The sequence below is a fragment of the Streptomyces sp. NBC_01408 genome (assembly GCF_026340255.1).
Classification (GTDB): domain Bacteria; phylum Actinomycetota; class Actinomycetes; order Streptomycetales; family Streptomycetaceae; genus Streptomyces.
In genome coordinates this window covers 1,220,442-1,237,166 of the sequence record NZ_JAPEPJ010000002.1, presented here as the reverse complement: position 1 = coordinate 1,237,166, position 16,725 = coordinate 1,220,442, and the positions used below count along the sequence as shown (strand labels likewise).

General features: G+C 69.1%; 16 protein-coding genes. 8 read left to right on the top strand and 8 right to left on the bottom strand.

Features of this window, described 5'->3' with window-relative positions; all coding sequences use genetic code 11:
- Positions 1-214 precede the first annotated feature (214 nt).
- Both OG447_RS27750 and OG447_RS27745 read right to left on the bottom strand, forming a co-directional pair.
- Positions 215-745, bottom strand: a complete 531-nt coding sequence (locus OG447_RS27750) for an SMI1/KNR4 family protein (RefSeq protein WP_266940068.1) — start codon at positions 743-745, stop codon at positions 215-217.
- 77 nt (positions 746-822) lie between these two features.
- A complete protein-coding gene (locus OG447_RS27745; protein ID WP_266940067.1) occupies positions 823-1,986 on the bottom strand; it encodes a magnesium and cobalt transport protein CorA in 1,164 nt (387 codons plus the stop codon).
- Between the two features lie 164 nt (positions 1,987-2,150).
- Between OG447_RS27745 and OG447_RS27740 the strand changes: the two genes are divergently transcribed.
- Positions 2,151-3,353, top strand: coding sequence for a winged helix DNA-binding domain-containing protein (locus OG447_RS27740; protein WP_266940066.1), 1,203 nt, complete (start codon positions 2,151-2,153; stop codon positions 3,351-3,353).
- Between the two features lie 45 nt (positions 3,354-3,398).
- A complete protein-coding gene (locus OG447_RS27735) occupies positions 3,399-5,099 on the top strand; it encodes an AMP-binding protein (RefSeq protein WP_266940065.1) in 1,701 nt (566 codons plus the stop codon).
- A 111-nt stretch (positions 5,100-5,210) separates the two neighbouring features.
- Here OG447_RS27735 and OG447_RS27730 read toward each other — a convergent pair whose 3' ends face one another.
- Both OG447_RS27730 and OG447_RS27725 read right to left on the bottom strand, forming a co-directional pair.
- Positions 5,211-5,699, bottom strand: a complete 489-nt coding sequence (locus OG447_RS27730) for a glutathione peroxidase (protein WP_266940064.1) — start codon at positions 5,697-5,699, stop codon at positions 5,211-5,213.
- Positions 5,700-5,876: 177 nt separating this feature from the next.
- Positions 5,877-6,677 carry a hypothetical protein gene (locus tag OG447_RS27725; protein WP_266940063.1) on the bottom strand — a complete coding sequence of 267 codons (801 nt, stop codon included), beginning with the start codon at positions 6,675-6,677 and terminating at the stop codon, positions 5,877-5,879.
- Positions 6,678-6,944: 267 nt separating this feature from the next.
- On the opposite strand from OG447_RS27725, the gene gcl reads away from it, so the two are divergent.
- A complete protein-coding gene (gcl, locus tag OG447_RS27720; protein ID WP_266940062.1) occupies positions 6,945-8,732 on the top strand; it encodes a glyoxylate carboligase in 1,788 nt (595 codons plus the stop codon).
- Between the two features lie 96 nt (positions 8,733-8,828).
- Here gcl and OG447_RS27715 read toward each other — a convergent pair whose 3' ends face one another.
- The 4 genes from OG447_RS27715 to OG447_RS27700 all read right to left on the bottom strand — a co-directional run bounded on the left by OG447_RS27715 (position 8,829) and on the right by OG447_RS27700 (position 13,863).
- On the bottom strand, positions 8,829-9,971 hold the full coding sequence (locus OG447_RS27715) for an SAM-dependent methyltransferase (protein WP_266940061.1): 1,143 nt from the start codon (positions 9,969-9,971) through the stop codon (positions 8,829-8,831).
- Positions 9,972-10,370: 399 nt separating this feature from the next.
- Positions 10,371-11,828 (bottom strand): catalase, encoded by a 1,458-nt coding sequence (locus tag OG447_RS27710; RefSeq protein WP_266940175.1) that lies wholly within the window; start codon positions 11,826-11,828, stop codon positions 10,371-10,373.
- Positions 11,829-12,054: 226 nt separating this feature from the next.
- Complete coding sequence (locus OG447_RS27705; protein WP_266940060.1) at positions 12,055-12,954, bottom strand: 2-hydroxy-3-oxopropionate reductase; 900 nt, start codon at positions 12,952-12,954, stop codon at positions 12,055-12,057.
- A 75-nt stretch (positions 12,955-13,029) separates the two neighbouring features.
- On the bottom strand, positions 13,030-13,863 hold the full coding sequence (locus OG447_RS27700) for a TIM barrel protein (RefSeq protein WP_266940059.1): 834 nt from the start codon (positions 13,861-13,863) through the stop codon (positions 13,030-13,032).
- Positions 13,864-13,989: 126 nt separating this feature from the next.
- Here OG447_RS27700 and OG447_RS27695 point away from each other — a divergent pair, with 126 nt between their 5' ends.
- The 5 genes from OG447_RS27695 to pucL all read left to right on the top strand — a co-directional run bounded on the left by OG447_RS27695 (position 13,990) and on the right by pucL (position 16,637).
- Entirely contained in the window at positions 13,990-14,241 is a 252-nt protein-coding gene (locus OG447_RS27695; protein WP_266940058.1) for a hypothetical protein, read from the top strand.
- Positions 14,238-14,633 carry a helix-turn-helix domain-containing protein gene (locus OG447_RS27690; protein WP_266940057.1) on the top strand — a complete coding sequence of 132 codons (396 nt, stop codon included), beginning with the start codon at positions 14,238-14,240 and terminating at the stop codon, positions 14,631-14,633. Before OG447_RS27695 ends, OG447_RS27690 begins: the two co-directional genes overlap by 4 nt.
- Before the next feature lie 153 nt (positions 14,634-14,786).
- A complete protein-coding gene (gene uraD / locus OG447_RS27685) occupies positions 14,787-15,293 on the top strand; it encodes a 2-oxo-4-hydroxy-4-carboxy-5-ureidoimidazoline decarboxylase (RefSeq protein WP_266940056.1) in 507 nt (168 codons plus the stop codon).
- Between the two features lie 2 nt (positions 15,294-15,295).
- Positions 15,296-15,712 carry a hydroxyisourate hydrolase gene (uraH, locus tag OG447_RS27680; protein ID WP_266940055.1) on the top strand — a complete coding sequence of 139 codons (417 nt, stop codon included), beginning with the start codon at positions 15,296-15,298 and terminating at the stop codon, positions 15,710-15,712.
- 1 nt (position 15,713) lies between these two features.
- Positions 15,714-16,637, top strand: coding sequence for a factor-independent urate hydroxylase (gene pucL / locus OG447_RS27675; RefSeq protein ID WP_266940054.1), 924 nt, complete (start codon positions 15,714-15,716; stop codon positions 16,635-16,637).
- Positions 16,638-16,725 lie beyond the last annotated feature (88 nt).

The following is a 16,725-nucleotide window of genomic DNA, read 5'->3' as shown; positions in this document are numbered from 1 at the left end:
CCCGGCATGTTCTGCCGGAGAGTAGGAGCGAGACAGACAGCGACAGAGCGGAATCCGCAAAGACCCCCCTGCCAAACGATCTACACGCCAGACTGTCGCCCACCACCAGCACGAGCACGCCAGCAGCCCGTCACGCCAGCCCCGCTGACCAGCACGTTCGAAGATGGCGAAGCTTCAGTGATTCCGGCCGGTCGTGCAGGTGACGACGCTGGGTTCAGTGGCAGAGTTCCATGATGGTGTCGTCGAAGTCGGGGAACTCCTGGGCCGCCAGCTCGATCACGGCGGCCGCCGACCGGCGCTGGTGCGGTGCGAATCCTTCAGCGATGGCTGCCAACTCCGGATGGGGGCGCGCCTTCCAGTCGGGCTCGTACGAGGTGGCAGCCTCCAAGGGGCCGAAGCCGTCGGCCAGCAGCCACAGGAAGTCGCCCAGGTCGCGCGCGACAACACCGGTCTCGCCCTCGGACCCGAGGAAGACGATGGGCTGCTCGGCCAGCGGCCGGCTCGGGTGGATCAGCCAGAACGCCGCGTACCCGCCCGTGCCGTCCTGTCCGAACACGCGGAAGTCGCTGCCGTCCAGTTCGCTGTTCCCGGTCCACGCCTGGAACCAGTCGGTGGTCTCGGCAGCGGACAGGAAGGCCGGGAAGGGCTCGAAGTCGACCCTGGTCTTCCCGTCGGCGTAGTCGAATCGAACGGCCATCGCAGTGGCCAGCGCGGCGGGGAACTGTCGGTCATCGGTGGGCGTCACGGGGACAGGCTAGCCAGGGGGTCGGACATCGACGCTCTACGGGCCTGCTCAGTTGATCAACGGTGCTGATGTGCGGTCTACAGCCAGTCGCGCTTCTTGAAGATGACGTAGAGACTCACACAGACCACGGCCATCAGCAGGATTGCAAAGGGATAGCCTCCTGCCCACTTCAACTCCGGCATGTCTTCGAAGTTCATGCCGTAGATGGTTCCCACGAGTGTGGGTGCAAACAAGATGGCGGCCCACGAGGAGATCTTCTTGATCTCCTCGTTCTGTTCGAAGCCGGCTTCTGCCAGGGCGCGCATTTCGGCGTTCTGTTGCTGGGAGACCAGGGTGGCGTTGACCGTCAGGATTTCTGTGAGGGCCTGGCGGAAGCCGTCCACGCGTTCGCTGGTGTGGGTGACGTGGTCGGCGACGTCGCGGAGGTAGCGCTGGAGTTCCTCGTCCGTGCCGTACTTGGCGAAGCCGGCCATCAGGCCGTGGAGCATGCCGACCAGGGGGCGGGTCGCGCGCTGGAACTCGACCATTTCGCGGGAGAGTTCGTAGATGCGGCGGGACACCGCCGGGTCGCCGCGGAAGACCTCGGTCTCGATCTCGTCGATGTCCGTCTGGATGCCCTCGACGACCGGGGCGTAGCCGTCGACCACCGCGTCGAGGATGGCGTACAGGGCGGCCTCCGGGCCCAGTCGGAGCAGCTCGGGGGTCTCCTCCATGCGGCGGCGGACGCTGGAGAGGTCCGGGGCGCCGCCGTGGCGGACGGTGATCAGGAAGTCCGGGCCGACGAAGATGTGGAGTTCGCTGAACTCGACCTCCTCCTGCGCGTCGAGGTAGCGGGCCGCGCGCAGGACGACGAAGAGGGTGTCTCCGTACCGTTCGAGCTTGGGTCGCTGGTGGGCTTCCAGGGCGTCCTCGACGGCGAGTTCGTGGAGGTTGAACTCGCCTGCCAGGGAGTGGAGTTCGGGCTTCGTGGGCCGGTGCAGCCCGATCCAGGCCATGCCGTCGGGTGCTTCGCGCAGTTGGCGGAAGGTGTCGGCCAGGGTGGTGGGGGAGGCGACCCGGCGGCCGTCGCGGTAGACGGCGGAGTCGATCACGCTGCGGTGGTTCGGCGGAGCAGGGGCCGGGGGTGTGGGCTGCGGGGACGGCGGCGGTCCCGCCGGAGGGGTGACCGGCGGGGAGGCGGGGCGGCGCCATCCCGTGCGCCTTTCGGACGGCGAGGGGTGGCGGTCTGGGCGCTCCGACATCGCAGGTCTGCTCCCGGTCGGCCGAACGTGTGTTTACGGGCAAGGGGCAGGATATATGGGGGAAAGGGGCATCGGGTCGGTCTCCCGCGGACAGGTTGCGGGCGCTGGGAGGACACTTCTCCTTGCGGACAGAAGATGTCCGCAAGGAGGATTAGTTTGCTGTCATGGCCTCCAGGAAAACGCATCCGCATCCCGTACTCGGCACCCGCGCGCTCAACCGCGCCACGCTCGCCCGCCAGCTGCTGCTCAGCCGGTCCGAGATGTCCGCGCGGGACGCGGTGTCCCACCTCCTCGGACTCCAGGCGCAGAACGTGAAACCGCCCTACTTCCAGCTCCACGCCCGCCTCGCCGGATTCCGGCCCGCCGGGCTCGCCGGGCTCATGGAGTCCCGCGAGGTGGTCCGGATGGTCACCCTGCGCTCCACGATCCACACGCACACCGCCCACGACGCCCTCACCCTGCGGCCGCTCGTCCAGCCGGCCCGCGACCGCGAGGTGAACTACTTCCGCAAGGGCCTGGCCGGGGTGGACCTGGAGCGCCTCGGCGAGCTCGCCCGTGCCTTCGTCGAGAGCGAGCCGCGCACCATGGGGGAGATCCGGGAGGAACTGCTCAAGGAGTGGCCCGAGGCCGACCCGCAGTCGCTGTCCGTCGCCGCCCGCTGCCGGCTGCCGCTCGTGCAGGTCACGCCCCGCGGAGTGTGGGGGCGCAGCGGGCAGGTCCGGCTGACCACCGTGGAGCGGTGGCTGGGGAAGGCAGCCGGTCAGGCGCAGCCCGTGGACGAGGTCGTGCTGCGCTACCTCGCCGCCTTCGGGCCCGCCTCCGTCAAGGACATGCAGGTGTGGGCCGGCCTGACCCGGCTGCGCGAGGCCTTCGAGCGGCTGCGGCCGGGGCTGGCCGTCTTCCGGGACGAGAACGGAGTGGAGCTCTTCGACCTGCCCGACGCCCCGCGGCCGGACGCGGACACGCCCGCGCCGCCGCGCTTCCTGCCCGAGTTCGACAACCTGCTGCTCTCGCACGCCGACCGCGGCCGCGTGGTGCCCCCCGAGACCAAGGGCCGCACCTGGACGGGGAATCAGTCCCACTGCACCCTGCTGGTCGACGGGTTCCTCGCCGGGCTGTGGAAGCTGGACGGGTCCGTGGTGACCGTCGAGCTGTTCGGCACGGTCAGCAAGGCGCACAAGGACGAGATCGTCGCCGAGGGGGAGCGGATGATCGCCGCCATGGCCGATACCGCTGAGATCGGTGACGCCGCCGACTCCCGTCCGGCCGCAGCCGCAGCCGCAGCCGTGCCCGCAGCCGTGCCCGCAGCCGCGCCCGCCGACGTCGCCCGCAGCGCCGCCGTACGCTTCGCGTCAATCCACGGCTGACGCTGCTCTAGTGGTCCTTTCGCCGGACACGGCACGATGCCTGCCATGACCGAAAGCACGCAGAACAGCACCCGAGACAGCGCCGCCGGCCAGTTCCTGGCCGCGCGGGACTTCCTGCTGGAGCGCCGAGGGGACTACGAGGCCGCCCACGCGGGATTCACCTGGCCCCGCCCGCACCGCTTCAACTGGGCCCTGGACTGGTTCGACCGCATCGCCACCGGCAACGGCGCGGACGCCCTGCGGATCGTCGAGGAGGACGGCACCAGCCGGAGCGTCTCCTTCGGGGAGCTGGCCGTACGGTCCGACGCGGCCGCCAACTGGCTGCGGGGCCAGGGGGTCGCGGCGGGCGACCGGGTCCTGGTCATGCTCGGCAACCAGCGGGAGCTGTGGGAGGTCATGCTCGCCGCGATGAAGCTGCGCGCCGTCGTCATCCCCGCCACCCCGCTGCTCGGCGCGGCCGACCTGCGCGACCGGATCGAGCGCGGTCACGTGCGACACGTCATCGCGCGCGCCGAGGACACGGCCAAGTTCGACGAGGTGCCCGGCGGCTACACCCGTATCGCCGCCGGCCCGGAGGTCCCGTCCGGCTGGCGGCGGCTGGAGGACATGTACGCCGCCGACGCCGACTTCACGCCCGACGGCGAGACCCTCGCCACCGACCCGCTGATGCTGTACTTCACCTCCGGCACCACCGCCCACCCCAAGCTCGTCGAGCACACGCACGCCTCGTACCCCATCGGGCACCTGTCCACCATGTACTGGCTCGGCCTGCGCCCGGGCGACGTGCACCTCAACATCGCCTCGCCCGGCTGGGCCAAGCACGCCTGGTCCAACCTCTTCGCACCCTGGAACGCCGGCGCCACCGTCTTCGTCCACAACTACGCGCGCTTCGACGCCGAGCGGCTGATGGCCGAGATGGACCGGCACGGCGTGACCACCTTCTGCGCCCCGCCCACCGTGTGGCGGATGCTGATCCAGTCCGACCTCACCAAACTGGCCACGCCCCCGCGCGAGGCCGTCGCCGCCGGGGAGCCGCTCAACCCGGAGGTCATCGAGAAGGTCCGCGAGGCCTGGGGCATCACCATCCGCGACGGGTTCGGTCAGACGGAGACCACCCTCCAGGTGGGCAACTTCCCCGGCGTGCCCGTCAAACCCGGCTCGATGGGACGTCCGGCGCCCGGCTACAGGATCGTGCTCGTCGACCCGGTCACCGGCAAGGAGTCCCCCGACGAGGGCGAGCTGTGCGTGGACCTGCGCACCGGGCCCGCGGGGGTGATGACGGGCTACCGCGACGACCCCGAGCGCACGGCCGAGGCGATGGCGGACGGGCTCTACCGGACCGGCGACATCGCCTCGCGCGACGCCGACGGGTACCTCACCTACATCGGCCGGGCCGACGACGTCTTCAAGGCCTCCGACTACAAGATCAGCCCGTTCGAGCTGGAGAGCGCCCTGCTGGAGCACGAGGCCGTCGCGGAGGCTGCCGTCGTCCCGGCCCCGGACGCGCTGCGCCTCGCCGTCCCGAAGGCGTACGTGACGCTCGCCGCGGGCTGGGAGCCCGGGCCGGAAACGGCCCGGGCGCTGTTCGAGCACTCCCGCACGGTGCTGTCCCCGTACAAGAGGATCCGCCGCATCGAGTTCGGGGAGCTCCCGAAGACCGTGTCCGGCAAGATCCGCCGGGTGGAGCTGCGGGACCTCACCGCGGCCGGCTCGGCGGCTGAGTACGAGGAGTCCGAGCTGGGCTGACCTCGGGCGGCCGGTTCCGTACGGGGTTCCGCGCGCGACCTCGTACGGGATCCCGTACGCACCTCGTACGAGGTCCCCGGGAATCCCGTACGGAACCCCGTACGCGGATCCCTACGCCGGGAGGTGCGCCTCGATCGCGGCGACGACCTCGGGGGCCTCGGGCTCGGTGCGCGGGCGGAAACGGGCCACGACGTCACCGGCGGGGGAGATCAGGAACTTCTCGAAGTTCCACAGGATGTCCCCGGCCTCGCCCTCGGCGTCCGCGGTCTTCACCAGCTCCTGGTACAGCGGGTGCCGGTTCTCACCGTTGACCTCGGCCTTCTCCAGGATCGGGAAGGTGACGCCGAAGCCGGCCGCGCAGAACGTCTGGATGTCCTCGGCGTTGCCGGGCTCCTGCCCGCCGAACTGGTTGCAGGGCACGCCGATCACGGTGAAGCCCTTCGCCTCGTACGCGAACTGCAGGCGGGCCAGCCCCGAGTACTGGGGGGTGAGCCCGCACTGCGAGGCGGTGTTCACGACCAGGATGGCCTTGCCCTTGTGGGCCGCGAGGCTGGTGGGCTCGTCGGACAGGGTGGTCAGCGGGATGTCGTAGAGGCTCATCGGGCTCCTCGGCAGGAAGGGCGGCTTATGAGGCGGCCGGTAAAGGCGGCCAATAAGTAGGGGTTAACGCCTCCGAGCCTAAAGGGTGCCCCGTCGGCCCTGCCGGGGCCGGGGTGTCCGGCCTGATCGGCGGGACACCCCTCGGAACACCCTCGGGACACATCCTCGGAACACTCCTCAGGCCCCCGAACCGACCAGCTCGTCCGCCGGGTCGTTGACCGGCAGCGGCATGCCGGTGAGGTCCATGACGAACAGCGGTATCCCCAGGTCGTTCGCGCGGGTGCGGGCGTCCTCCGTATATCCGGCGAGCGAGAAGTAGACGCTGGTCGCGGAAGCTGTAAGTCCGTTCAGCCAGACGCACTCCACCGCCCGCAGCCCGGCCGGTGCGGTGGTCGGGTCCACCTGGGCGACCAGACCCGGAGCCCGCAGGTCCACGGCCGCGGAGGGGATCGGCCGGCCATCGGGCTGCCGTACGTCCTGGAAGCCGAGCCAGCGCAGGTACAGCGCGGCCGTGGCCACCGCGTCACGGGCCGTCCGGATGGTCACCGGGCGGAACGCGGGCCGGGCCGGAGCGGCCTCCGCCTCTCCGGGGAGCTGCCCGGCCGCGCCGCCCGCGGGCTCCGTCCGCTCCGGCTCCGTCCGTTCCGGCCCCGTCCGCCCGGGGACGCGCCGCCCCACACCCGTGCGCTCCGGCCCGGCGGGCTCGGCCGGCTCCAGCGGATGCACCGCGATCCGCACCACCGTCCCGCAGGAGCCGCATCCCAGCTCGGGGTGCGGCCACTCGCTCTCCCGCCCGCAGGCCGTGCACCGCACCGCCACCCAGGCGTCCGACCAGGTGCGATGGGTCAGCGGCTCCGGTGGCGCCGTCAGGTCCAGCGGTGGCACGACCGGGCTTCCGCAGGCACAGGGGAACACCGGGGAGGTGTAGCTGTTCTCGCGCAGGCACGCCGGGCAGCGCACCGGTACCGCTTCCGCCATGAGACCCGGACCTCCTCCGTCGCTGTGCGTAGGTCCATGCTCCACCACCGGCCACGAACGGGGGAGCCAGTCCTCGGATTCCCGTGGTTTCCGGCCGGAGGCGCGGCCAATTTGTGTGACTGACCGACCAGGACGCGGCTTTTGGTGGGTTCCGGGGTGCCGCAGCGCCTTGACGTGCGAGGAGCCGCCGCTTAGCTTGTTCCGTATAGCAGAACAAAACTTCCGGATTACGGAAAAGCCTGACCGTCGGACCCGCAGGAGAACTCGATGCCCCGTATGACAGCCGCCGCCGCTGCAGTGGAGATCCTCAAGCTCGAGGGCGTTTCGCAAGCCTTCGGCGTGCCCGGCGCTGCGATTAACCCGTTCTACCGCGAGCTCAAGAACGTGGGCGGCATCAACCACACGCTGGCCCGCCACGTCGAGGGCGCTTCGCACATGGCCGAGGGCTACACGCGTGCCAAGGCGGGCAACATCGGTGTCTGCATCGGTACCTCCGGCCCCGCCGGCACCGACATGATCACCGGCCTGTACTCGGCGATCGCGGACTCGATCCCGATCCTGTGCATCACCGGTCAGGCTCCGGTCTCGAAGCTCCACAAGGAGGACTTCCAGGCCGTCGACATCGCCTCGATCGCCAAGCCGGTCACCAAGAAGGCCACCACCGTCCTGGAGGCCGCGCAGGTCCCCGGCGTGTTCCAGGAGGCCTTCCACCTGATGCGCTCCGGCCGTCCGGGCCCGGTCCTGATCGACCTCCCGATCGACGTCCAGCTGACCGAGATCGAGTTCGACCCCGAGACCTACGCGCCGCTGCCGGTCTACAAGCCGACCGCGACCCGCGCCCAGGCCGCCAAGGCCATCCAGTTCCTGCTGGAGTCCGAGCGTCCGCTGATCGTCGCCGGTGGCGGCATCATCAACGCCGACGCCTCCGACCTGCTCGTCGAGTTCGCCGAGCTGACCGGCGTCCCGGTCATCTCCACCCTGATGGGCTGGGGCGTCATCCCCGACGACCACGAGCTGAGCGCGGGCATGGTCGGCGTCCAGACCTCGCACCGCTACGGCAACGCGACCTTCCTGGAGTCGGACTTCGTCCTCGGCATCGGCAACCGCTGGGCCAACCGTCACACCGGTTACAACCTCGACGCGTACCTGGGCGACCGCAAGTTCGTCCACGTCGACATCGAGCCCACCCAGATCGGCAAGATCTTCGCCCCGGACTTCGGCATCGCCTCCGACGCCAAGGCCGCGCTGGAGCTCTTCATCGAGGTCGCCAAGGAGCTCAAGGCCGAGGGCAAGCTGCCGGACTTCTCCGCCTGGGCCGCCTCGGGCCAGGAGCGCAAGGCCACCCTCCAGCGCCGCACGCACTTCGACAACATCCCGATGAAGCCGCAGCGCGTGTACGAGGAGATGAACAAGGCCTTCGGCCCGGAGACGCGCTACGTCACCACCATCGGTCTCTCCCAGATCGCCGGCGCGCAGATGCTGCACGTCTTCAAGCCGCGCCACTGGATCAACTGCGGCCAGGCCGGCCCGCTCGGCTGGACCATCCCGGCCGCGATCGGTGCCGCCACCGCCGACCCGGAGACCCCGATCGTCGCGCTCTCGGGCGACTACGACTTCCAGTTCATGATCGAGGAGCTCGCGGTCGCCGCGCAGCACAAGGTCCCGTACGTCCACGTCCTGGTGAACAACGCCTACCTGGGCCTGATCCGTCAGGCGCAGGGCGGTCTGGGCATCAACTTCGAGGTCAACCTCGAGTTCGAGAACATCAACACCCCGGAGCTGGGCGTCTACGGCGTCGACCACGTCAAGGTCGCCGAGGGCCTGGGTGTCAAGGCCATCCGCGTCACCGACCCGAACGAGCTGGGTGCGGCCTTCGAGCAGGCCAAGAAGCTGGCCCAGGAGTTCCAGGTCCCGGTCGTCGTCGAGGCCATCCTGGAGCGCGTCACCAACATCTCGATGAGCAAGACGGTCGACATGAGCGACGTCACCGAGTTCGAGGAGCTGGCCACCGAGCCCGGCCACGCCCCCACCGCGATCAAGTCCCTCAAGGTCTGATCCCCCCGTACGACCCGGCGGCCCCCGTCCCTCCGCGAGAGGAACGGGGGCCGTTCGCGTTCTCCGTACGTACGGCTCCCAGCCCCCGGAGCTGCCTCAGGGCTCCTGCGGGAACCGCACGGGGACGGCGGTCAGCGTCGCGGGACCGGCGGCCGCGTCCACGGCGAACGCCGCCCGTGCCCCGGGCCCGTACGGAGCCTCCGGCGCGTCCGCGTCCGCCCACAGGTCCTGGCCGTCCCGCGGCCGCACGTCTGTGACCTCGTACGCCGTCGCGAACGGCGTGTGCCGGGCATAGTCGGAGGTGAGGAGGGTGCCGCCGCCGTCCAGGAGCCCGCCGCCGATGTCCTCGGCGACCTCGGCGAGCAGGCCCGCGTGGACCACGGCCGGGTCCGGCACGTACACGTAGCGGCCAGGGGGCCGCACGGCCGGCTCGGACAGGCCGCGCCCGGTGAGCGAGGCACCGGCGGGCAGCAGGGTGGCCCGGCGCGCGGTGACCGGCGGGGGCTTCCCCCACTCGCCCAGGCCGTACCACAGGACCATCTCCTGGATCGCCCCGTCGTACGAGATCCACTCGGCCTCGTCGGCCCGCCCGAGGTCGGGTACGGCCCCGGGCGCGAGGCCGGGTGTGAGCCGGATCCAGCCGCCGCCGGTCGTGCGTACCCGCTTCAGTGCCCAGGACAGCGGCGGACTGTACGACTCGGGGTCGTGGCTCCCGTCCGGCCCCGGAGGCCGCATCAGGTCGATGAAGTCGGCCTCGCCCTGGCTGTTGAACCCGCTGATGTCCTCGCGGGCGGGGAAGAACATCCGGGTGTCCATGGCCCGTCCGTTGGCCTCGGCCATCTCGACGGTCAGCGGGTCGGTGTCGACGGCCGTGGTGTGGTGCGACCAGCTCAGTACGAGGGCGTCGGCGCCGCTGCCCAGGCATATCGCCTCGATCAGCACCACGCCGATCTCGTGCAGGACGCGTCCCAGCTTGTACTCGGCCACAGCCAGGTGGGAGGACAGCTCGACGCTGTCCGGGGTGAAGTACATGTGGGGGGCGTACTCCCCGAACTTCGCGGAGGCCAGCCCTCGCAGCCGCACCTGCTCCGAGGCTGCGGCCACCAGCGCGGCCGGATGCCCCGACCCCCACTCCGACCTCGGTCCCGACTCCCCGGCCGAACCGTCGTCGCGCATTGCCGCTGCCAGCAGGCTCTGGCCCTCGTCCGTCAGCAGGGCCCGGAACGTCTGAAGATCCATTGGGCCATCCAAGCAGGAACGACAGAGCGCCGAGTCACGGGACCGTCCGTGACTCGGCGCTCTGGTTTGTGACCGCCCGACGGGGCGAGGCTGGCGCGACAGGACGTTCGCACCGCCGGGCGGAGTAGGAGGCTCCTCGGGTCCGTGCAGGGGGCTCTGTGCGTAGCCCCTGTACGGGAGAGGAGTGGCTGGGACCGTGGTGGGCAGCGACGAGAACTCCGGCGTCGTCTCCCTCAGGTCAAGAGACGGGCCTCGGAACCCATTACCACCGCACTGGCTCGCAAGCCCACCACGGTCCTCGTCCTGCCCTTACTGCGTACCACCCCTCATCCGGGTATGCAGCTCGGGCTCAGCACCCGGGGCCTGACCTCCCGTCAGGCCCCCGGTACAGCTATCGGCTCAGGCGTCGCGCAGGGCGCGGACGGCCTCCTCGACGCGCTTGCCGTAGTCGGCGTCGGCGGCGTGGAAGTGAGCCAGGTTCTTCTCGATGACGTCCTCGAGGGTGACCTGAGACAGGCCGCCGGCGATGTTCGCCACCAGACGCTGCTTCTCGGCCTCCGACATCAGGCGGTAGAGCTCACCGGCCTGGAAGAAGTCGTCGTCCTTGGTGTGGGCCGGGGCCTCGTGGGTGCCCGTGTAGCCGGAGACGGCCTTCGGGGCGCCGAGCGCCAGACCGGTCTCGGCCGGACCCTGGTACGAGTTGGGCTCGTAGTTCTTGTCGTGGCGCGAGCCGTTGCGCAGCGCCATGACACCGTCGCGGCCGTAGTTCTCGGCCTTCGTGGCCTTCGGGGCGTTGACCGGCAGCAGGGTGTGGTTCACACCGAGGCGGTAGCGCTGGGCGTCGGCGTACGCGAACAGACGGCCCTGGAGCATCTTGTCCGGCGAGGCGGTGATGCCCGGGACGAAGTTGTTCGGGGAGAAGGCGGACTGCTCGACCTCGGCGAAGACGTTGTCCGGGTTGCGGTCGAGGACCAGACGGCCCACGCGCTGCAGCGGGTAGTCGCTGTGCGGCCACACCTTGGTGAGGTCGAACGGGTTGAAGCGGTAGTCCGAGGCCTCGGCGGCGGGCAGGATCTGGACGTAGAGGGTCCAGCTCGGGTTCACACCGCGCTCGATGGCCTGGAGCAGGTCGGTCTGGTGCGAGTTGGCGTCCGAGCCGACGAGCTCGGCGGCCTGCTCGCCCGACAGGCAGCGGATGCCCTGGTTCGTCTTGAAGTGGTACTTGACGAAGAAGGCCTCGCCCTGCTCGTTGGTCCACTGGTACGTGTGGGAGCCGTAGCCGTTCATGTGACGGTACGACGCCGGTATACCGCGGTCACCCATGAGCCAGGTGATCTGGTGCGTGGCCTCGGGGGCGTGCGCCCAGAAGTCCCAGACGTTGTCCGGCTCCTGCTTGCCCGTGAAGGGGTCGCGCTTCTGGGAGTGGATGAAGTCGGGGAACTTGATCGGGTCCTTGATGAAGAACACCGGGGTGTTGTTGCCGACGAGGTCGTAGTTGCCCTCTTCGGTGTAGAACTTCAGGGCGAAGCCACGCGGGTCGCGGACCGCGTCCGCGCCGCCGAGGGAGTCGGCGACGGTGGAGAAGCGCAGGAAGGTCTCGGTCTTCTTGCCGACCGTGTTCAGGAACGCGGCGCTGGTGTACGCGGTGACGTCGTCCGTCACCTCGAAGTGGCCGTACGCGGCCGAGCCGCGGGCGTGCACCACGCGCTCCGGGATGCGCTCGCGGTTGAAGCGGGCGAGCTTCTCGAGGAGCTGCTGGTCCTGGACCAGGAGCGGGCCACCGACGCCGGCGGTGGCGGAGTTCTGATTGTCGGCGACCGGGGCGCCGGACTCGGTCGTCAGCGTGCGCTTCGACATGGTGACCTTCCGTACGGGTAACTGCTGACGGAAGGCGTCTTCCGTCATGCGGAACAGCCTAATTTCGGCATGAACGCAACGTCAACAGTTTGTTGAACAAAGATGGGAGAGAGGTGATCCGGACGGCGCCGGCACTTGGGCGCGACAGGACAGGTGTCAGCACCGGCGCCATCCGGAAACTCAGGTCCCCTTGCGGGGAGGCCCGGGCCCGAGGGCCCTGGGTGGATCAGACCTGGGCGCCCGAGAGGCGCTCGACCGCGCGCAGCAGCGCGGAGTGGTCCAGGCCGCCGTCGCCCTGGGCGCGCAGCGAGGCGACCAGCTGGGCGACGACCGCGCCGACGGGCAGGGCCGCGCCGACGTTGCGGGCGGCGTCGGTGACGATGCCCATGTCCTTGTGGTGCAGGTCGATCCGGAAACCGGGCTTGAAGTCGCGGTTCAGGAAGTTGGCCTTCTTGCGGGTCAGGACCGTGGAGCCGGCCAGACCGCCGTTGAGGACGTCCAGGGCGGCCTCGAGGTTCACGCCGGACTTCTCGAGGAAGACGACGGCCTCGGCGCACGCCTGGATGTTCACCGCGACGATGAGCTGGTTGGCGGCCTTCACCGTCTGGCCGGAGCCGTGCGGGCCGCACAGGACGATGACCTTGCCGAGGGTCTCGAGGACCGGAAGGGCCTCGTCGAAGTCGGCCTGCTCGCCACCCACCATGATCGACAGGACGGCCTCGATGGCGCCGGCCTCGCCGCCGGACACCGGGGCGTCGATGACGCGGATGCCCTTCGCGGCGGCGTTCTTGGCGAGGTCGATCGAGGTCTGCGGGGTGATCGACGACATGTCGATGATCAGCGCGCCGGACTTCGCGTTCTCGAGGATGCCGTTCTCACCGTAGGAGATGGCCTCGACCTGCGGGGAGGCGGGCACCATCGTGATGATGACGTCGGCGTCCTTGACGGCCTCGGCGATCGAGCCGGCCGCGGAACCGCCGGCGGCGGCCAGGCGCTCCAGCTTGTCCTGCTCCAGGGTGAAACCGGTGACCGAGTAGCCGGCCTTCAGGAGGTTCTCGGCCATGGGGGAGCCCATGATGCCGAGACCGATCCAGGCAATCGACGGGAGCGCAGCGGGGTTGCTCATGATGAGGGTCCTTCTCTTAATGCTTTGTACGAAAAGCGCGTGGGGTGCCTGGCTGATCGCCCGGACTTTGTCCGCTTACTTCGCGGCGCGAGCCTCGGCCGGCAGCCATGCGAAGGAGGCGGCAGCGTCGGCGGCCTTGTACTCCAGGCCTACGTAGCCCTCGTATCCGGCCTTCTTCAGCTGGTCGAGCAGCTCCTCGAGGGGCAGCTCGCCGGTGCCGGGGGCACCGCGTCCGGGCTTGTCCGCGATCTGGACGTGCCCGGTCTTGGCGGCGTACTTTTCGATGACCTCGGAGAGGTCCTCATCGTTCATCGCCAGGTGGTACAGGTCGAGCAGGAACTTGGCGTTGCCGAGGCCGGTGGCCTCGTTCACCTTGTCCACTACCTCGATGCCGGCCGGGGCGCTCACCAGCGGGTAGAGCGGCGACTCGGGCTTGTTGAGCGTCTCGATCAAGAGGATCGCGCCGACGCGGTCCGCGGCCTGGGCCGCCACGACCAGGTTCTTCAGCGCGAGCTCGTCCTGCACGGCAGGGTCGACGCCGTCGACCCGGTTGCCGTAGAGGGCGTTCAGCGCCTTGCAGCCGACCGAGGCCGCGAAGTCCGCGGCCACGTTGATGTTGGCGTTGAAGCGCTCCGACTCCTCGCCGGGAACCGATACCGCACCGCGGTCCGGGCCCGGCAGCTGGCCGGCGTAGAAGTTCAGGCCCACCAGCTGGGTGCCGGCGTCCTCAAGGGCTTTCTTGAGGGCGTCGAGCTCAGTCTGTGCGGGGGTGGGGGTCTCGATCCAGGGCCACCACAGCTCGACCGCCGTGAAGCCGGCCGCGGCGGCAGCCGCGGGACGCTCCAGAAGCGGGAGTTCCGTGAAGAGGATCGAAAGGTTCACATCGAAGCGCTGGTCCGTGTATCCCATGAGGGGTGTGCGCTCCTTCCGTATTGCGGAAGTTAGTTTCTGCTTGATGGAAGACTGCATCGGGCTTGTCCCGGATGTCAAGTACGGACTGCCGGAAAATCGAGAGCGCGGGGTAGCTTGACCAGCGTGCGATTGAGAGTGGAGTTCACGACCGAGCCCTTCGATCTAGAAGAGGCCCCCGCCCATGCCGTGGCCGCCCGCGAGGTCATCCAGAAGGCCCAGCTGGACGCGGTGGACGTCGGCCCGTTCGGCAACACCGCCGAAGGAGAGTCCGGCCCGGTGCTGGCCGCGGTGGCCGCGCTGCTGCGCGACTCCCTGGAGGCCGGGGCCACGCGGGTCTCCCTCCAGGTCAACGTGATCGGGGAGGAGACGCCATGACCGAGCCCCGCGACCACCCCTTCGTCACCGCGGTCAAGCCGCTGGTGGACGCGATGGGCGGCGAGCTCATGGATCCCGCCCTCGCGCAGCCCGACGACGTCGTGCTCAGCTGGGAGGGCCAGGAGCTGCTGGCCGTGCGCCTGCCCCAGCTCTCGGATTCGCTGGACCACATCCTGGCGGCGCTGGAGCGCCGGCACGGCGTACCGTTGGCCCAGCTCGACCGGAAGTCCAAGCAGGACGTCGTGCGGATACTGGAGGCGCGAGGCGCCTTCTCGGTCCGGCACGGTGTGGAAACGGTCGCGGGCGCCCTGGGTGTAAGCCGCTTCACGGTCTACAACTACTTGAACAGGGACGCCACCACCTCAAAGGGGTCCAAGAGCAGCCAAGAGTAAGAGCCGATTCACCCAGTGTGACGAGCCGCCGCCCAATTCACCCGGGCGGCGGCTTTTGTGTACGGGAAGTTTCAACAAAGTGTTGACGCCGTGTTGTCGAGGGCGTTAGCTATGCGCAGCCCGTCAAGCAACAACAGGCCACGGAGGCCTACCGTGACTTCGAGTCCGACCCCGGGTCTCACCCGGTTCAACGCCTTGGACGACAGCGCGGCCACGGCCGATCTGCACGAGGTCTGCGCCAGTTCGGCATGGGGGAGCAAGCTGCTCGCCCAGCGCCCCTTCGCCACTGCCGAGTCCCTGTTCGCCGCGAACGAGTCCGCCATGGCGGAGCTCACCGCGGAGGACCTGGGCGAGGCCATGGGAGGCCACGCGCCGATCGGCCGGCCGAAGCCGGGAGACCCGACCTCCGCCCGCGAGCAGCGTGGCATGGCCGGTGCCTCGGAGGAGCTCAAGAACGAACTCCTCGAACTGAACCTGGCCTACCAGGAGAAGTTCGGCCACGTCTTCCTCATCTGCGCCACCGGTGCGACCGGTGAGTTCATGCGGGACGCGGTCAAGGTCCGGATCGACAACTCGCCGGAGCAGGAGCGGGAAACCGCCCGCGGCGAGCTCGTCAAGATCAACAAGATCCGCCTGACCCGACTCGTAGAGGGAGAGTGAGCATGAGCACTGAGACCGCGGCATCGCCGAGAAATTCGGTGTCCACGCACATCCTGGACACCAGCATCGGCAAGCCCGCCGAGGGCGTCGCCATCTCGCTTTCGGCCCGTACTGGACTGGACGGCGAGTGGGCGGCCCTGGGTGGCTCCGCCACCGATACGGACGGGCGCTGCAAGGACCTGCCGGCCCTGCCGGAGGGCACCACCCACGTGCGTCTCGACTTCGAGACCGAGACGTACTTCACGCGTCAAATCAACACAGTGAAGCAAGCCGAGGCGCAGCAGGACGCCCCCCGCGTAAGGGACAGCGGTGCGTTCTTCCCCGAGGTCACCATCACCTTTGCGGTGAACCCGGGCGAGCATTACCACGTACCGCTGCTGCTCAACCCGTTCGGCTACTCCGTTTACCGAGGGAGCTAGCATGGCCACGATTCTGGGCCAGAACCAGTACGGCAAAGCAGAGAACCGCGTCGTCAAGATCACGCGGGACGGCGACACCCACCACATCAAGGACCTGAACGTCTCCGTCGCCCTCTCCGGCGACATGGACGACGTCCACTACTCCGGCTCGAACGCCAACGTGCTGCCGACGGACACCACCAAGAACACGGTGTACGCGTTCGCCAAGGAGTACGGCATCGAGTCCGCCGAGCAGTTCGGCATCCACCTGGCGCGCTGGTTCGTCAACAGCCAGGAGCCGATCCAGAAGGCGCGCATCCGGATCGAGGAGTACTCCTGGTCCCGGATCGCCACCTCGGACGCGAACTCCAAGTTCATCGGCTCCGACGAGGTGAACCACTCCTTCGTCCGCGAGGGCATGGAGACCCGCGTCACCCAGATCACGTACGACGGTACGAACTGGGAGGTCATCTCCGGCCTCAAGGACCTGGTCGTCATGAACTCCACGAACTCCGAGTTCTGGGGTTACGTGAAGGACAAGTACACGACGCTGAAGGAGGCCTACGACCGCATCCTGGCCACCCAGGTGTCGGCTCGCTGGCGCTTCAACTGGTCGGACGACGAGCAGCGCATGCCCAACTGGGAGAAGTCCTACGCCGAGACCCGGAAGCACATGCTCCAGGCCTTCGCGGAGACCTACTCCCTCTCGCTGCAGCAGACCCTGTACCAGATGGGCTCGCGCATCATCAACCACCGTTCGGAGATCGACGAGGTCCGCTTCTCGCTCCCGAACAAGCACCACTTCCTCGTGGACCTTGAGCCCTTCGGCCTCAAGAACGACAACGAGGTGTACTTCGCCGCGGACCGTCCGTACGGTCTGATCGAGGCCACTGTTCTCCGGGACGGCGTTGACGCCCGTATCCCCGTGGACATGACCAACCTCTGATGCGGCACGCGTGTCCCGGGGCTCCGCAGTGGCCCCGGGACGGCGCGACACTTTTGAGCTTCGTGAATCGGCACCCGGACGCATCACT

Bases quoted from the DNA above. Each gene is read 5' to 3' on its own strand.
- OG447_RS27740 (WP_266940066.1), top strand. From the start codon at position 2,151: ATGGCCTCCAGGAAAACGCATCCGCATCCCGTACTCGGCACCCGCGCG.
- uraH (WP_266940055.1), top strand. From the start codon at position 15,296: ATGAGCACTGAGACCGCGGCATCGCCGAGAAATTCGGTGTCCACGCAC.
- OG447_RS27690 (WP_266940057.1), top strand. From the start codon at position 14,238: ATGACCGAGCCCCGCGACCACCCCTTCGTCACCGCGGTCAAGCCGCTG.
- OG447_RS27715 (WP_266940061.1), bottom strand. From the start codon at position 9,971: ATGGATCTTCAGACGTTCCGGGCCCTGCTGACGGACGAGGGCCAGAGC.
- OG447_RS27745 (WP_266940067.1), bottom strand. From the start codon at position 1,986: ATGTCGGAGCGCCCAGACCGCCACCCCTCGCCGTCCGAAAGGCGCACG.
- OG447_RS27730 (WP_266940064.1), bottom strand. From the start codon at position 5,699: ATGAGCCTCTACGACATCCCGCTGACCACCCTGTCCGACGAGCCCACC.
- OG447_RS27725 (WP_266940063.1), bottom strand. From the start codon at position 6,677: ATGGCGGAAGCGGTACCGGTGCGCTGCCCGGCGTGCCTGCGCGAGAAC.
- pucL (WP_266940054.1), top strand. From the start codon at position 15,714: ATGGCCACGATTCTGGGCCAGAACCAGTACGGCAAAGCAGAGAACCGC.
- OG447_RS27700 (WP_266940059.1), bottom strand. From the start codon at position 13,863: ATGGGATACACGGACCAGCGCTTCGATGTGAACCTTTCGATCCTCTTC.
- OG447_RS27710 (WP_266940175.1), bottom strand. From the start codon at position 11,828: ATGTCGAAGCGCACGCTGACGACCGAGTCCGGCGCCCCGGTCGCCGAC.
- OG447_RS27705 (WP_266940060.1), bottom strand. From the start codon at position 12,954: ATGAGCAACCCCGCTGCGCTCCCGTCGATTGCCTGGATCGGTCTCGGC.
- OG447_RS27735 (WP_266940065.1), top strand. From the start codon at position 3,399: ATGACCGAAAGCACGCAGAACAGCACCCGAGACAGCGCCGCCGGCCAG.
- gcl (WP_266940062.1), top strand. From the start codon at position 6,945: ATGCCCCGTATGACAGCCGCCGCCGCTGCAGTGGAGATCCTCAAGCTC.